At 70.9% G+C, this 15,927-nt stretch carries 13 protein-coding genes and 1 riboswitch; of the genes, 8 read left to right on the top strand and 5 right to left on the bottom strand.

What is annotated here, in order from left to right:
• On the bottom strand, positions 1 to 167 hold a 167-nt coding region (locus IT371_08055), incomplete at its 3' end, for a hypothetical protein (GenBank protein ID MCC6747594.1).
• A 171-nt stretch (positions 168 to 338) separates the two neighbouring features.
• On the opposite strand from IT371_08055, the gene dusB reads away from it, so the two are divergent.
• The 4 genes from dusB (at position 339) to IT371_08035 (ending at position 5,340) form a co-directional block, all read left to right on the top strand.
• Entirely contained in the window at positions 339 to 1,436 is a 1,098-nt protein-coding gene (gene dusB, locus IT371_08050) for a tRNA dihydrouridine synthase DusB (protein MCC6747593.1), read from the top strand.
• Between the two features lie 337 nt (positions 1,437 to 1,773).
• Positions 1,774 to 2,787, top strand: coding sequence for an AraC family transcriptional regulator (locus IT371_08045; protein MCC6747592.1), 1,014 nt, complete (start codon positions 1,774 to 1,776; stop codon positions 2,785 to 2,787).
• 78 nt (positions 2,788 to 2,865) lie between these two features.
• Positions 2,866 to 4,470: a response regulator gene (locus IT371_08040; protein ID MCC6747591.1), complete on the top strand. Its 1,605-nt coding sequence runs from the start codon at positions 2,866 to 2,868 to the stop codon at positions 4,468 to 4,470.
• Between the two features lie 150 nt (positions 4,471 to 4,620).
• Positions 4,621 to 5,340 (top strand): hypothetical protein, encoded by a 720-nt coding sequence (locus tag IT371_08035; protein MCC6747590.1) that lies wholly within the window; start codon positions 4,621 to 4,623, stop codon positions 5,338 to 5,340.
• Between the two features lie 38 nt (positions 5,341 to 5,378).
• Here IT371_08035 and IT371_08030 read toward each other — a convergent pair whose 3' ends face one another.
• On the bottom strand, positions 5,379 to 6,227 hold the full coding sequence (locus IT371_08030; protein MCC6747589.1) for an EamA family transporter: 849 nt from the start codon (positions 6,225 to 6,227) through the stop codon (positions 5,379 to 5,381).
• Positions 6,228 to 6,300: 73 nt separating this feature from the next.
• Positions 6,301 to 6,399: riboswitch (SAM riboswitch) on the top strand.
• Here IT371_08030 and IT371_08025 point away from each other — a divergent pair.
• Entirely contained in the window at positions 6,393 to 7,112 is a 720-nt protein-coding gene (locus tag IT371_08025) for a hypothetical protein (protein MCC6747588.1), read from the top strand. (Overlaps the previous riboswitch by 7 nt.)
• A 248-nt stretch (positions 7,113 to 7,360) precedes the next feature.
• Positions 7,361 to 8,335: a hypothetical protein gene (locus IT371_08020; GenBank protein ID MCC6747587.1), complete on the top strand. Its 975-nt coding sequence runs from the start codon at positions 7,361 to 7,363 to the stop codon at positions 8,333 to 8,335.
• A 3-nt stretch (positions 8,336 to 8,338) separates the two neighbouring features.
• On the opposite strand, the gene IT371_08015 is transcribed toward IT371_08020, so the two are convergent.
• The 3 genes from IT371_08015 to IT371_08005 all read right to left on the bottom strand — a co-directional run bounded on the left by IT371_08015 (position 8,339) and on the right by IT371_08005 (position 13,576).
• Positions 8,339 to 9,511 carry a hypothetical protein gene (locus IT371_08015; GenBank protein ID MCC6747586.1) on the bottom strand — a complete coding sequence of 391 codons (1,173 nt, stop codon included), beginning with the start codon at positions 9,509 to 9,511 and terminating at the stop codon, positions 8,339 to 8,341.
• A 262-nt stretch (positions 9,512 to 9,773) separates the two neighbouring features.
• Positions 9,774 to 11,582: a DUF885 domain-containing protein gene (locus IT371_08010; protein ID MCC6747585.1), complete on the bottom strand. Its 1,809-nt coding sequence runs from the start codon at positions 11,580 to 11,582 to the stop codon at positions 9,774 to 9,776.
• 200 nt (positions 11,583 to 11,782) lie between these two features.
• Positions 11,783 to 13,576, bottom strand: coding sequence for a beta-propeller domain-containing protein (locus IT371_08005; GenBank protein ID MCC6747584.1), 1,794 nt, complete (start codon positions 13,574 to 13,576; stop codon positions 11,783 to 11,785).
• Between the two features lie 243 nt (positions 13,577 to 13,819).
• Here IT371_08005 and IT371_08000 point away from each other — a divergent pair, with 243 nt between their 5' ends.
• Together IT371_08000 and IT371_07995 are read left to right on the top strand one after the other, a co-directional pair.
• Complete coding sequence (locus tag IT371_08000; protein ID MCC6747583.1) at positions 13,820 to 14,128, top strand: DUF493 domain-containing protein; 309 nt, start codon at positions 13,820 to 13,822, stop codon at positions 14,126 to 14,128.
• Between the two features lie 116 nt (positions 14,129 to 14,244).
• Positions 14,245 to 15,822, top strand: coding sequence for a hypothetical protein (locus IT371_07995; protein MCC6747582.1), 1,578 nt, complete (start codon positions 14,245 to 14,247; stop codon positions 15,820 to 15,822).
• Positions 15,823 to 15,927 lie beyond the last annotated feature (105 nt).

Here is a 15,927-nt window from a genome sequence, read left to right as displayed (position 1 = left end):
TCGGTCGCGCCCTTGTCGCCGCCGCTCGCCCCACCGTCGGTGACCGTTCCGCCGCTGTCCGCGGTGGTCGTCCCGCCGGAGTCCGCCTTGGTCGTGCCGGCGTCGTCGCAGCCCGCCCAGGCGGCCACCACAAACGTCAGCAACACACATCCACGCAGCTTTCGCATTCCGTGCCTCCTAAGATGTTGATGGCGGCGGGATGCTACCCATCAAGCGGCCCGCTGTCGAGAGAGGTGGACCACCTCGACGCGCTGGCCTGCGTCGGTGAGACCCCTTTCGCGCGGCCCGCGGTGCGGCGGCCCTTGCCCCGTCGCGCCGCTTTCATCAGAATGCCGCGCATGACGGACTCCCGGCTGGCGCACGCGCCGACCCCATCGCAGCCCGCCGCCACGCGGCCTCCCGCCCTGCAGCTCGGGCGGGTGCGCGTCTGGCCCCCGGTGCTGCAGGCCCCCATGGCCGCGCTCACGAATCTCCCGATGCGCACGCTGGCCGAGGAAGCGGGGTGCGGACTCACCGTCACCGAATTCCTCGCCGCACCGGCGCTGGCCGCGCGTCGCCCCAAGATGGTGCGCAAGCTCACCGCGAGCCGCGACGACCGGCCCTACAGCGTCCAGATCTTCGGGCGCGACCCGAACGAGATGCGACGCGCCGCCGCGCTGGTCGTGGGCCTCGGCGCCCCGCTCGTGGACATCAACATGGGCTGCCCCGCGAAGAAGGTGACCAAGGGCTCGTGCGGCGCCGCGCTGATGCGCGAACCCACCCTGGCGGTGGAGCTCGTCCACGCCGTGCGGGAGGGCGTCGGCGAGCGCGCCGACGTGACGGTGAAGATGCGCACCGGCTGGGACGAGGCGAGCAAGAACGCCCCCGAGCTGGCCGCGCGCGTGGTGGACGCGGGGGCCGTGGCCGTCACGGTGCACGGCCGGACGCGCGAGCAGCGCTTCGGCGGCACGGTGGACCTGGAGAGCATCCGCCGCGTGAAGCAGGCCGTGGCCGTGCCGGTCATCGCGAACGGCGACATCGTCGATCTGCCGTCGCTCGAACGAGCGCTCGAGGTCACGGGCGCCGACGGGGTGATGATCGGTCGCGCGGCCTGCGGCGACCCGTGGCTCTTCTCGCGGGTGCGCGCCTGGTGGGAGGGGCAGCCGATCCCGGCTCTCCCCACGCCGACCGAGAGGCTGGGCATGTACCGCCGCCACCTCGGGCTCTACCTGGAGATCGAAGGCGAGACGCGCGCGGTGATCGAGATGCGCAAGTTCGCCGCCTGGTACCTGCGCGAGTGGCCCGGCGCCGCGCAGCTTCGCAAGGCGATCTACGCGGTAGAGGGCATCCCCGAGCTGGACGCGATCCTCGACGACGCCGCCCGTCTTTTCGACGGAGGCCTTGACGCGCTCCGCTCACGCGGCGTGTCATACAACGCGTGTTGGCCGATTCGGTAACCAACGAACGTTGCGATTCAGCACCGGAAAGCCAAGTGGTCTGGCCAATTTCGCCAACCCATTGGCCGTTTCGGTCAAGGATCTGAAGGGGGATGTCGTCCATAGTGGGACTACAAACATTGCAGCCGATCGACAAGGGCTGAAGCTGCGGCAGGCGGCGGCACCAGCGGGGGGATGGTCTGTCCGGGCCAAGGCCCCCTCGGAGGCCGGTGCGGCAGCCCGGCCAAGGTGAGCAGGTCCCATGGCCCCGACCCCTGTATCGCATCCCCCTGCACCTCAAGACGCCCCGCCGCTTGTCGAGCTGGGCTCGGTTTTGCTACCGTCGACGACATCCCGCATGGCATCCAGCGTTCCCACGATCTCTAGCGGTGCGCTGAAGAAGCTGCTGGTCACGGCCAGCGAGCTCGGAATTCCGTCCGAGGCGCTCTGCGCCGCGACGGGCTTCGACGCCAGCGTGTGCGACGACGCCGACGCCCGCGTGCCGCTGCCGATGCTCCACGCCCTGTGGGAAGCCGTGATCGCCGGTTGCCCGCGGCCGGACGTCGCCCTTCAGCCGGCCACGCGGTTTCAGCCGGGCGACTACGGCCTCGTGGGGTTCGTGTGCATGAACTGCGCGAACCTCGGGGACACGCTCCGGCTGGTCACGCGCTATCTGCGCCTGTGGACCGACGACCCGGCGCTCGAGCTGCGAGAGGACGGGCGGATGGAGGTCATCTACCGGACCCCCTTCCCCGACCGGCCGGGCCTGCGCTGCACCGCCGAGTCCACGCTCGCCGAGCTGCTCCACAGCGTGCGGCTCGTCACGCAGCAGAACCTGATCCCGCTCGAGGTCTGCTTCACGCACCCCGGCCCCGAGGACACCTCGGGACACGACGCCTTCTTCGGCGTGCAGGTGCGCTTCGGGCAGCCGACGATCCACCTGCGCTTCTCGCACGAGCAGCTCGCCACGGCCCTGCCGCGCGCCGACGAGCAGCTCGGCATGTTCCTGCGCGGCCTGGCAAACGACGCGCTCGCACGCAAGGCCCCGGCCACGACGTCGCTCCTCGAACAGGCGCGACGCGCTGTAGCCGAGGCGCTGCCGCACGAGATCCCCAGCCTGCCCGAGCTCGCCAAGCGCATGGCGGTGAGCGAGCGCACCCTCCGCCGCCGGCTGCACGAGGAGGGCACCACCTTCCGCGCGCTGCTCGACGAGACGCGGTCGCACCTCGCCCGCAGCTACGTCGGCGACCGCCGCCTCCCCATCGCGGAGGTGGCCTTCCTCCTCGGCTTCTCCGAGCCGAGCGCCTTCCACCGGGCCTTCCGCCGGTGGACCGGCATGACCCCGGCCTCGTATCGCCAGGGACGGGCGTAACCCCTTCGTCTTCCTCCGCACGCGGCGGGACACTCACCGTGGCCTCCCGGGGTCCCTGCCTGCTATCCTGAGCGCGACATGAGCGAGCCCTCTCGTCCGAGCTTGGGCGAAGCGGTGGCGGCGGCGCGGCAGAAGCTCGCAGGGATCGAGGACCCGCTCGAGACCTTGGCCGCGTTCTTCGCCCTCTCCCCCTTCGCGATGCAGGTGTTCCACGCGAACGGACACTGTCTGTTCGTCAACCGGGCCTTCGTGGACCTCTTCGGCGTCGAGCCTCCGCCCGAGTTCAACGTCCTGCGCGAGCTGGACGGCCCCCACGCCGAGCAGGCCCGCCTCACGGCGCGCGCCTTCCGCGGCGAGACGATCAGCATCCCGCCCTTCTGGTTCGATCCCCGAGAGCTGACTCAGGTCCACGTCACCGAGGGACGCCGGGTCGCGGTCGAGATGATGTTCTTCCCGATCTACGACGCACAAGGCGAGGTGCGCTACGCCGCGAACATGATCCGGGACGTGACCGAGCAATGGCGCCTGCAGGAGCAGGTCCAGCAGGTTCAGCGTATGGAAGCCATCGGACGCCTCGCGGGCGGCGTCGCACACGACTTCAACAACCTCCTCACGGTGATCCTCTCGTACTCGAGCATGGCGCTCCGCAACGCCTCCGCGAACCAGCAGCTCTCCTCCGACATGAAGGAGATACAGCGAGCCGCCCAGCGGGCAGCGCAGCTCACCCAGCAGCTTCTGGCCTTCGGCCGCAAGCAGATCCTGGAGCCGCGCGTGCTGAGTCTTAACGGCATCGTGCGCGACGCGGAGAAGATGCTTCGACGCATTCTGGGAGAGGACATCCAGCTCGAGCTGAACCTCGCGCGGGAGCTCCACCACGCGAAGGCCGATGCGGGCCAGCTCGACCAGGTGCTGCTGAATCTGGTCGTGAACGCGCGCGACGCCATGCCCACGGGGGGAACGCTGACGATCGAGACGCGCAACGTGGCGTTCGACGAGAAGTCCGTCGCTGACCACCCGAAGGCCACGCCGGGCCCGTACGTCCAGCTCGCCCTCACGGACACCGGAATCGGCATGTCCCCCGAGGTGAAGGCGCGCATCTTCGACCCCTTCTTCACGACCAAGGAGCGGGGCAAGGGGACCGGGCTCGGGCTCGCGACGGTGCTCGGCATCGTCGAGCAGAGCGGCGGCCTGGTCCACGTGCAGAGCGAGCCCGGAAGCGGGAGCGCCTTCCGGATCTCGCTGCCCGCCACGATGGAGGCGCTCGAGGCGCCGAAGCCCCTCGCCGTGCCCGACCTCCTGGGGCGCGGAGAGGTCGTGCTCGTCGTGGAGGACGAGGATCGGGTGCGCAGGCTCGTGGTGCGCATCCTCGCCGAGGCCGGCTACGTCGTGCTCGACGCCGCGAGCAGCGACGCGGCATTGCGCCTAGCGGCGGAGCGCACCGAAGCGATTCACCTGCTGCTCACCGACGTCGTGATGCCGCACGGGAGCGGACCGGAGCTGGCGCAGGCGCTCACCGCGGTACGACCGGACCTGAAGGTGCTCTTCATGTCGGGCTACGCGGAGGATGCCATCACGCGACACGGCATGCTCCACCCCGGCGCCATGCTCGTGCGGAAGCCCGTCGCGCCGGTGCAGCTCCTGGCCCGCGTTCGCGAGGCCCTAGGGGACGTCGAGGAGCCGTAGTCTGGGGCGCTCGACGTGTGACGCACGTCGCACGTCGCACCTCGCACGTCGCACGCGAAGCCCGCCGGCAGCGAGCAGCTCCGCGGCGCGCCGTAGACCGCTTACCCGCCTCGCGCGTTCCTACCTCCCGGCACTGCCAGGGAGGAACTCATGCTGGTGCGCGTGGCCACTGCGATCGTGTGCGCCGTTCTTGCCTTGCCACGGCACGGGAGCTGCACCGCGCCGGTCAAGGAGCCGCCGCAGAAGGTGTTCGAACGGGCGCGGCTTCCGTACCCGGCCGCCGTCGTGTACCTGCGCGCCTTCAAGCACGAGGGCGAGCTCGAGCTCTGGGCCGGCGGCGCCGGGGAGCCGCTGCAGCTCGTGAAACGCTATGCCATCTGCGCGCGCTCGGGGCGTCTCGGGCCCAAAGCCGCGGAGGGCGACGGGCAGGTGCCGGAAGGATTCTACCGCATCACGGCCTACAATCCGCGGAGCCGCTTCCATCGTTCGCTCGGGATCGACTACCCGAACCGCGCCGACCGGCTGCGTTCGACGGCCCGGAGGCTGGGGGGCGAGATCTACATTCACGGCAAGTGCGTGACCATCGGGTGCCTGCCGATCGAGGACGGCCCCGCCGAGGAGCTCTTCGACATCGCCGTGCAGCACCGTCGCCAGGCCCAGGGAGGGATCGCGGTGCACATCTTTCCGCGGCGCATGGACCGCGAGGGGATGACGGCGCTCGCGAGGGAGGCGGGACGCGACGCCCGGCTCCTCGCCTTCTGGGAGAGCCTGGCCCCCGCGTACCGCCAGTTCGAGGCGCAGCGACGCGTGCCGCGAGTCTCCATCGAGGCGGACGGCCGTTACCAGGTGCGGGCCACGGCAGCGCCGTAACTCAGGGCCCGGCTGAGCGCCTTGACTCGAGGCCCGCCTCAACGCCCGCCGACGCCGAGCGTTACCGCGCCCGCGGCCACGAGCAGCACCCCGAGCCACTGCCGGCGGGAGGGGCGTTCCCCGCCCACGAGGGCGAAGAGCTGCGCGTAGAGCACTGAGGTATTGCGCAGGGTGACCACCGCCCCCGCCCCCGACGACGCGAGCGCCGTGAGCAGCAGCAGAAACGAGCCGCCGCACGAGAGGCCGGCCAGCGCGATGCGGAAGGGGGCGCCGCGCACGACCTCGAGAAAGACGCGGGCCCGGGGGCGCGCCAGCCGGTAGATCGGGACGCACACCCCGAGCGTCAACGAGAGCGAGAAGACCAGCGCCGGGGGAGCGCCCAGCCCGAGCGCCTGCTTGTAACAGAGGTGATAGCCGGCGATCGCGACGGCACTCGCGGCCGCGAAGAGCAGGCCCCGTCCGACGCGGGGGCCACGACCGCGCTCGAAGCTGCAGAGGACCAGGCCGCCCGCGAGGCCGCCGGCGCCCGCGAGCGAAACGAGAGAGAGCGGCTCCCCGAGCCAGAGCAGCGAGACCGGCCAGACGAGCAGGAGCGCTCCCCCACGCGAGAGGGCGTAGACCTGGCCGAGGGGGCTGAGGGCCAGCGCGCGGGCCAGGGTGGCGAAGTAGGCCCCTTCGCCGAGCCCGGCGAGGAGCGTGAAGGGAAGCGCGCCGGGAGGGAGGGAGAGCGCCCCCTGCGCCAGAGCCACCGCGAACGACAGGAGCGTGGCCAGGACGATCACCGGCGCCACCATCTGCTCGGGGGTGGGATGCCCCTTGAGCAGGTGGTTCCAGAGGGCGTGCAGGAGCGCCGAACCGAGGACGAGGAGGAGCGGAAGGGGGGCCATGTGGGTGTGCAGAAGGAGTATACACGCCCGCCCCACGCGTCTTGCGCGACACCCTGCCGCCGCTAGACTGAAGAGGTCATCCAGAGCGGCGGTAGGTACCTGGACCGAGGACCGCCCGGCAACCCGCACACGACGGGTGCCCCAGCCAGCCCCGAGGAGGGAACGATGACCTGCACCACGCGCCTGCACCTTTGCCACGAGGGGATTCCGCTCATCGGGGTCGTCGCGGCCACCCGCACCGAGCTCATCGTGACGATGATCGAGCCGTATGCGAGCGCGTCTGCCCGTCGTCACCTCCCGGTGCTAGCGCTGCGGGGGCCCCAGCGCGGCGGTTACGCGGACGCGGGCGGCGGCCTATCCGCTCTAGGCCAGAGCTCGGCCGAGGCGCTGCTGGTCGAGATATTCGAGGACGAGTCGCTCGTCGCACGATCGCGCGCGGCGGTGCGCGGGCTTCTCGACCGCCACGGCGAGAAGCTGGAGGTGCGCTTCGCGGCGCTCGTACGCCAGGCGGAGGGGGCCCTCTCCGCCAGGGCACCCCTCGACGACGCCCAGTTCTATGCTCTCCGGCGGGCCCTGCGCCGGGATCTGCGCCAAGGGCTCGACGCGCGGGTCTACGAACGCCGCCACCGTGCCCTGAAGCTCCGACGCGAAGCCCAGCACGAGGTGCACCGGCACGCGCTCGACGCCGCGGCCGAGCTGGTGGGGAGCCTCCTCGGGTGGGCTGCGGAGCCAACGCTGGTATTCGCCCTGCCCGAAGGCCCATCGCTCCCCGCGTGCTCCGCATGTAGGCGGCACGTCGCGACCTACGGACGGGCCGCCAACGTGCGGCTGGCGGCAGCGCTGCGCACGTGTCGCATCGTCTGTACCTTCTCGCGGACCGGGTAGTCCCGGGGCCGGACCGGTCGAGAGCCCCCGTCGACGACGCGGCACCGGCCAGCCGGTGAGCCACGGCCAACCGCAGTCGCCTCCCCCCGCGGCCGCAACTCGCCACGTCCCCTCCTCGAGCAGGAACCGCGAGCGACAAAAATAGCAATATCTACAAAGCGTTGACGAAAGACGAAACCCGAGCAGTGGTCGGGCCAATCTGGCAAGGATCTTGAACCAGGGCCGCCCCACGGAGGGGTTCCGCCATCATGCGACTTGCCTCGGTTCTGCTGGCCTTGCTGTGTACGTCCTGCGTGATGGAGGTGGGCCCCGACGAGGAGAGCCCCTCCGCCGACCGCGCCGCGCACGGCCGGCAGAGCCGCCCCGCCCCCGTGATCGACTTCGTGCTCTCGCCGCTGCCCGCGCAGGGGCCCACCACGAGCTGTGACGACCGCCGGGTGCTCTACCTGAACTTCGACGGGCCGCGCCTCGCGCCCGGCGACACCGACGACGCGGCGCTCGACGTCTCGTACATGGTCAAGACCCTGCACGACAGCACGCCGCTGCAGGTCCCCGCGTTCGACCCGGGCCACTTCGACGCCTTCCGCGAGAGCAACTTCCTGTGGCTGTGGCACAAGCCCGCTCGCACCCGCGCCGAGGTGGCGGAGGCCGTCCGCACGCGGGTGTCCCAGCTCATGCAGCCCTTCGGCGTGGAGGTCGTCACCACGCGGCCCGCAGCGGACAGCGCGGGCTGCACGCCTCCCTACACGATGATCGTCGTCGGCGGCGCGCGAGAGATGATCGAGAAGGACCCGACGAGCCTCGTGATTGGCCGGGCACCCCTCGACTGCGGAGACCGTCACCACGCCAACGTGGGCTTCGTCTACAGCGACTCCTTCTATTCCACGACGAGGGACCCGGAGCGCGCGCTCAGCGACGTGGTGCTCCACGAAGCGGGGCACACCTACGGCCTCGAGCACGACTGGATCGGCAGCGGGCCGACCATCATGACCACCCCCTACGACGCCTCGAAGCCGCCGCAGAGCTGGGGCGCAGGACACGTCACCGAGGCCGACGTCCACTGCGTGGCGAAGGTGGGCGACGCGTTGTACCCCTGGCAGGATGAGACCGTGGTGCTCACCGAGAACCTCGAGGGCGAGCTGCGGCTCGAGGGGCACACCTGCGATAACGGCTCCCAGTGCCAGAGCAGTCGCTGCGAGGGTGGGTTCTGCCGCGCCCCGTGAGGGCTACTTCCCCCGGTCGCGCCCGATCTCGTCGAGCATGGCCTGAATCGCCTCCCCCACCGTACGTCCCACGTCGCGATGGATCCCCGAGTCGAAGAACGCGGTCCAGGCGCGATGGAAGCCGTCCCCGAGCTGCGTGAAGAAGACCGTGGCCCAGTGCGGGTGGACCTCCTCGAAGCGCACGCCGCCGGGGAGGACGAGGTTCCTCCGGCGATAGCCCCAGTCCTTGGTGCTCCAGAAGGGGTGACGCCGGAACTCCTGGCTCCAGTAGATCATCTTCGCCAGCTCGACGCGAATCGTCTGCGCCGGGATCTCGAGCGCACTGAGCCCCTGGTAGAGGTAGAGCAGCGTCAGCCCGCCCTCGGGATCGGGGGCCCGCGAGAGGAGTCGCCGGTAGAGCTGGTCGATGAAGAAGCGGCGGCTCCAGTCCGCCGGGTGCGCCCGGTCGTACACGTCGGTGGCGACGAGCGCCCAGCGCACGTGCGCGTCGGAGCGCCACTCTCCGCGGCGCGGCGTACCCAGGGCGGCCTCCTCGGCGAGCAGGTACTCCGCCGAGGCCGCGAGCCAGTACTCGGTGCTACCGACGGCGAAGTCGAGGCGCGGGCTCAGCGCGGGGACCCACTCGCGCACGATCTCGCGCAGCCAGCGCACGGTGGCCTCGCTCGGCGGAACCGGACCCTCGAAGGGGATCGTCTCGTAGGGGAAGGCGCCACGCGGGGCGGAGCCGCAGCTCGCAGGCCACGGAAAGGGGGCGACGGCCGGGACGCGCGTCCACGCCCTGACGAAGGCCCCGTTGTCCGCGTACCGCCAGTCGAGCGGGCGGCCGCCCAGGTCGGTGGTCTGGCGCAGCCGGAACTCGCCCGAGTTGGCGAGCTCCGCCACCGTGGCGCGGATCGTCTGACGGAGCGACCCGGCGTCGCGCGACGCCTCGACGAGCTGGCGTCGGCGCTGCACGAGCGCCCCCGGGTCGGCGGCGCGGTCGAAGAACGCCCCGTAGAGCGCGTGCACCAACTGCTCGGCGGCGGCCCCGGTGAGACAGGGCCGGCTCGCCGCCTGGCTCGGGTGGGCTTGCCAGACCTCCTCCCGGCCCCCGTCGCCACAGCCCGCGGCCCAGCCTGCACCGGCCAGCACCGCGGCGCAGGCGCCCACGCGAAGCGATCGACGTAACGTTGACATGGCTTTCTCCTCGGGGACGCACCCGTCCCGCCGCGAAGACGGGACGCGGCTTCTCTGGGCCGGTTCCCGTCGTTTCGCGGCGCCGCCGTGCAAGGCGCGAGCCCGAGAGCGGGCGACGGTAACTACGCGGCCGGGCGCTCCCGTCGCGCGGGCCGCTCACGGCAGTCCGCGGAGGAGTTTCGGACCATCCAGCGTTGAGTCGGCGCCGAACCGGCGCGTGCGGGGTGCTACGAAACGAGCGCGAGCATGCGCGGCGGCGCGCTCAGCGGTTGCCGCGGGCGAGCTGCGCCTTGCGGCGGTTGGCCCAGGCGAGCACGGCGCGTCGAGCCTCCTCGAGCGGCACCGAGCCCAGGCTCAGGAACTTGGTGTGGAAGGCGCGCTCGTCGTAGCCGCTGCCGAGGAGCTTCTGGACCTCCGACCGGAGATCCAGGATCTGCAACATGCCGTGGTAGTACGCCAGCGCCTGACCAGGGTACGTGATGTAGCGCTTGATCTCGGCCTCGGCCACCTCCCTCGAGGCGAAGGCGTTCTTCATGAAGTACCGCGTGGCCTGCTCCGGGGTCATGGTACCCGTGTGCAGGCCCGTATCCACGACCAGCCGGGCCGCCCGCCAGAGCTGGCTCACCAGATAGCCGACCTTCTCCTGCGGCGTGTACTGCTTTCGCTCGTTGAGCAGGAACTCCGAGTAGAGCGCCCAGCCCTCGTCGTAGTCCGTCTTCGCCGCCTTCCGGCGGAACTTGGGAAGCCCCTTCTGCTTGGCCGCGATGAAGCCGGCCTGGGCGTGGCCGGGGAATCCCTCGTGCGCCAGGAAGGCCTTGAGGTCCATCCTGGACCAGGCGCTGAGATCGCTCGTATTGATCATCAGCACCTGGCCGATCTTTCCCCCCGGCCCCGGACGCTGCACCACCGCCGCGGACAGGAACGGCTCGTAGGCCGCCGGCATCTTCTCGACGGGCAGCTCGCCCGCGGGAAGGGGCGCCACCCCGCGCGCGAAGCGGCGGCTACCGCTGATCGCCTCCGCCGCGGCCGTCAGGAGCTCCTCCTTCGTCTGAAAGCTGTTGGCCGGATCCGCCCGCAGAGCCTCCATGCGCGCCTCGAAGGAGCGCGCGCCCTTCTGGAGCTCCCTCGGTACCAGGGGCCCAACCTTCTGCAGGGTCTGCCAGAGCTCGCGCCTGAGCATCGCGACCTCCTCGCGTCCGCGAGCCCCCAGCGCCTCAGGCGTGGGGTGCTGCGCTCCGAGGTGCATCTTCAGGTGGCGAAGATAGGCGTCGCGATAGCCCGGTCGCCGGGTCTCGGCCTTCAGCTCCGACGCCCGCGGGAGCACGCGCTCCTGCAGATACTCGTGGAGCTTGCGATGGCTCGGCAGGACCTGCGTCGTGACCACCGTGCGCAGCTCGGCGCGAAGGGCAGAGAGCTCGGCGCTCGCCCGGACCTTCTTCTCGCCGCCGAAGGTCTTCACGAACTCTCGCTCGAGTCCGAGGAAGGGATTTGTGCTGCGGTCGCGCGTGACGAGCGTGCCGACGCTCTCGATCATGGTTTCCACCGCGGGGGCCGGCCCCGCGAAGCCCTGCGCCAGCGCCTTCTCCTGCAGCGCGATGTACCCGTTGACCACGAAGGGAGCCCGCTTGAGCAGGCCAAGGGTCGTCTTCCACCCGGCAACGGTAGAGCGATCGATGTACGAGAGTCCGTCGGAGACGGCGGTCAGCGAGAAACGCTCCTCGCCGAGCTGCCCGAAGAGGTCCGTCGTCATCCCGTGAGCCAGGGACTCGCGACGAGCCGCGAGCTCGGTCTTGAGGACCCGGTAGGTGATGCGCCCCTGCGCGTCCAGCTGGCCGGGGTCGATCCCGGCGAGCTTCGCCTCGTAACGCTTGACGGCAGCGAGCTGGATGGCGCTGGCGCGAGGGCCAACGGCCGGTCGCGTCTGCATGCGTCGCAACACACCCTGATAGGCGTCCGCGAGCTTGTTGAGCTGAGCACGCGGACCGTCCTGCTTCGCGGCTCGCGCGGGCGTCCCCGCCGCCAGGGCCGCAGACAACAGAAGCACGGCGACGCGATGCGAGCGCGGCTGCATGAGGATCCTCCGGTCAGGTACCCCGAGTGGATGCAAGACGTCGGCCAGTCCGAACGGATCGAATATGCTAGTAATATCTATCTATTAAGCGATGCTGGCGAGCGGCTGGGGTCACTGGACCGGGCCGCCCGCCCGGAAGGGGCCGGAGGTCTCGCCACCCTGAAGGGAGAGGCGGAGGCCGGGGAAGGGTAAGGGTCCGGTCAGGACGCCCGACCCTCCCGGGTTCGCCGTGACCCGCGGCGCCAGATGAGCAGCGCGAGCGCGATCGGCAGGAACGGCAGCTCTCGGGGCAGTTCGTCGGCGGAGCCAGCCACCTCGCAGCCGTAGCGCATGCGGGAGCTCGCGCCCTTTCTCGCCTGCCATTCGGGCAGCGTCCCGTCCGAGGGAGGCACGTCGTTCCAGTCGTCCGAGAGCCCCTGGCACCCCGCCGCCGTCGCCCCCGCGGAGAGCTGGTTGCCCACCACCACCGCTCCCTGCACGGGGAGCGCGTCGCGGTCCCGCAGGTCGAGCGAGAGGACCTCGTAGTCGGAGACGGAGAGCAGGCTCTCCTCGACGCGGAAGGTGCGGCGCACCGGACCGCGTTGCCCGGCGCGACCGCGCAGCCGCAGCCCGCTGCCGAGGACGTCGATCACCTGCACGTAGCTCTGCGAACCGCAGCTCCCGGTCGCCCGCGTGGCGTAGGGCACGACGATGAGGGGCAGCTCGCCTTCGCGCTCTAGGAGGCTCACCGCCCGGTGGTCCAGGTTGGCCTCGGAGGTGGTGCCGCTCCCGCCGAGCTGCACCTGATCGATGGTGCGAGGCTCCGTCGGGTCGCTCACGTCGAAGAGCGAGACCTGCAAGCCCACGCCGCGATCCCCGCGCCCCACGCAGAGCAGCCGGTCGCCGTAGGGGAAGATGAAGTCGCTCCAGCCCGGCACGTGCAGCTCTCCCACCAGGCGCGGGCGCGCCGGCTCGCGCAGCGAGATGACCCAGAGCGGGTCAGTCTGCCGGTAGGTCACGACGTAGGCCGTCTCCCCCGCGAAGCGCGTGGCGTAGAGCCGCTCCCCCGGGCCGATGCGGTCGAGGCGTCCGACGAGGCGCAGGCTGTCCGGCGCGCTCACGTCGATCACGCTCAGGCGGCTCGAGCGGCTGAGCGGGTCGTAGGTGACCACGCGAAAGAGGTGCCCGTAGAGGTCCATGTGAAAGCGCCCCTGCGGTTCGCCCGGCACGGCGAGACGGCCGCGCGGGATCATCTCGCCCGTCTCGGCGACGATCTGCACGTACTGCACCTCGGTCTGGGTCGCGCTCGCACAGCGCAGCCCGGAGGGGCAGCTCGCGGCCGCGACCTTCGCCGGACCGGCCACGATGATCGCCTCGCCGGTGACCAGGATCTCCTTGCTCGCCGACGGGAAGTCGAGCTGCTGCCGCACCGCGGCCTGGGCCGGATCGGCGATGTCGAGCGCGTAGGCCCGCGAGCCGCCGGTGCTCTGGTTGGTGACGAGAAAGAGCGTGTCGTTCACCACGCGGCTCGCCACGAGCTGCCCGGGAATGCAGTAGCGGTCCACCACCCGCGGCCGCGCCGCGTCCGCCACGTCCACCATCGCCACCTCGGCCCCAGCGCGCCAGCCGCCGGCGTTGCAGCGCGCCGGGAGGCGGCAGGCGGCCGTGGGGCTCTTGAGCAGCACGATGGCGTGCCCCTTGCGCACATACAGCTCGCCCGCAGCGCCCACGACGGCGGCGCGACCCACGAGGCGCGGCGCGGCCGGGGTGCTCAGGTCGAGGACGTTCAGCCCCGTCTGCGGGTTCTGCACGTAGAGCCACGACCCCTCGTGGCGGTAGAGATCGGACTCCTCGATCCGCGGCGCCTCCCCGGTGCGCGTGTCGGTCGTGGGGGGCTCCCCCGGGGCGACCTCGACGCTGCTGGCCGCGCCGCACCCCGCCAGCGCAGCGAGCACCGCTGCACCGAGCGTCTGCCGAAGGACCGAAGCGACCTGGACTGCGTGGAACCGTTTCATGCGTGCCTCCTCGTCGTCGGCGAAGAGGAGTTGCAACCCGAGTGCCGGAACTCGTGCGCTCCCGAACGATTGGATCGCACTTGTGAATGACCTGCGCTCGCGCGCCGCGGGCAGCTCGCGGGACCCCTCTGGGACGGCTCGAAGCACGGCATTCCTGTCCGGTCCGCGAGGCCCCTGACATGGCTGTCATGGTCCCGAGGAGGCCGCGTGCTATCATCAGAATGGATGTCAGAGGAGCCCCGGATGGTGTCGCCCTACGAGCGCGAAGCCCAGCGACTCGCCAAACTTCCCCGCGCCGAACGCTTTGAAGAGCTACTCGAGTTTCCTCAGAGCTACATGTTCAAGGTCATCGGCCACACCGACGGGCTCTGCGACGCCATCCGCGGAGTCCTCGCCGCCCTCGGCCATCCGAACGTGATCCTGGTCGAGCGGCCGAGCGCGCAAGGCAAGTACACCTCCGTCACCTTCGGCGTGCCCGTGGCGAGCGGCAAGGAGCTCGACGAGGCCTACCAGGCCTTCGAGAAGCTCCCCGGCGTGCGCTACATGCTGTAGGTGCTGGGCCCTCGCAGCGCCCTGAACCCGGTCATCTCTCCCCCCCGACAGGCCACGCGTGCGCTTGCCTCACGCACGGAAGTTTGGTCTTGTTCACCGACGGTGAGGACGATGCGATGAGGATGAAGTGGAGCGTTCTGGCGGTCGTGGTCGTGGTCGTGCTCGCGGCGCGGATGTTCGTCGGCTGCGATCCCCCTAGCTGCGATTACAAGGCGTACGGCACGTGCTACGTGGCCGAGGAGCGCGCGCAGAGAAGGTTTGAGGCGTGCTACCCCGGCACGAACAAGAGGTACCCCTTCGGGCGTACCGGTCAGCAAATGGAGGGGTGCGACGACGATCTCGGTGCAAAGCTGAGCTGCGAAGCGACCTGTGTGGAGGCGTCGCCCTGTTCTGCGCTCGACTCGCGCACGCCGCGCGCCGACCCCTTCCGTCGGCGAATGACGGATTGCCAAACTCGATGCACGCGTTATACGACGATTCCGAGCTGCACCCGCGGAACGGTCATCGCGATCGCTGACGACTCTGGGTTCGAGTGCGTGGACGACCCAGCGATCCGCCCCCGCGAGCCCGACGGCTCGGCACGCGACGGCGGCCGCGACGGGGGCGTGGGTGGGGATGGCGGCTGCGGCACGGGCTGCGGCGGCGTGACGCTCGTGGCCGCGGGCCAGCACCATAGCTGCGCGGTCGTGGCGGGGACCGTGAAGTGCTGGGGAGCAAATGCCTATCAGCAGGCGGGCGTGGCGACCCCGATCAAGCTGCTGCAACCGACGGTCACGAAGCCGACGATGGCGGGGGCCGTCGCGCTGTCAGCGGGGGCCGACCACACGTGCGCGATCCTCGGCGGCGGCGAGGCCTGGTGCTGGGGACGGAGCGCGCAGGGGCAGGTGGGCGCCGGCGGCATCCAGACCAACCTCCCCACCTTCATCGGGCTGGCGAAGACCACGGCGATCTCGGCCGCCGACGATCACACCTGCGCGGCGGCGGATCAGAAGGCCTGGTGCTGGGGGAGCAACGAGCAGGGGAAGCTCGGCACGGGCGGACCGTCGAATCAGCCGAAGGAGACGCCGCAGCGCGTGCCGGCCCTGTCGGTTGGCGTGACCGCGATCGCCGCCGGGGGACTGCACTCCTGCGCGATCGTCTCGGGCGCGATCAAGTGCTGGGGCAACAACGACTACGGACAGCTCGGGAGCGCCGGCCCGGGCAAGATCACGCCCGTCGACGGTCCGGCCCTCGCGGGCGTGACCGCGATCGTCGCGGGCACCTTTCACACCTGCGCGCTCGCCGGCGGCGCCGTGAAGTGCTGGGGGAAGAACGACCTCGGCCAGCTCGGCGACGGGTCCACCACCGACAGCCCGACTCCGGTCGACGTCGTCGGTCTCGGTGCCAACGTCACCGCGCTCTCCGCGGGCGAGGGCCACACCTGCGCCGTCGTGGCCGGCGCGGCGAAGTGCTGGGGCGACAACGCGCGCAAGCAGCTCGGCGCCCCCTCGGTGACGACCGCCAGCTCGACGTCGCCGGTCGACGTGCAGGGCCTCGGCTCCGGCGTGACCCAGATCGACTGCGGCTACCGCCACACCTGCGCGGTAGTGGGCGCCGCGGCGAAGTGCTGGGGCGACAACGAAGCCGGACAGCTCGGCAACGGCAAGATGGGCGCCGGCACCGAAAGCGCCACCCCGGTGGACGTTCCGCTCTAGGGAAACCCCTAGCCTCGCGCTCGGGTCTGCGGCGCCGCCGGACTCTGGCGCGGCCAGGCCGCATGCAAGGCTGTTCCCGCATGCAAGGCTCGACTCGCACACGCC

This window comes from Deltaproteobacteria bacterium (assembly GCA_020848905.1).
Classification (GTDB): Bacteria; Myxococcota_A; Polyangia.
Note: the sequence above shows the minus strand (reverse complement) of the source record. Positions and strands in the feature narration are given on the sequence as shown.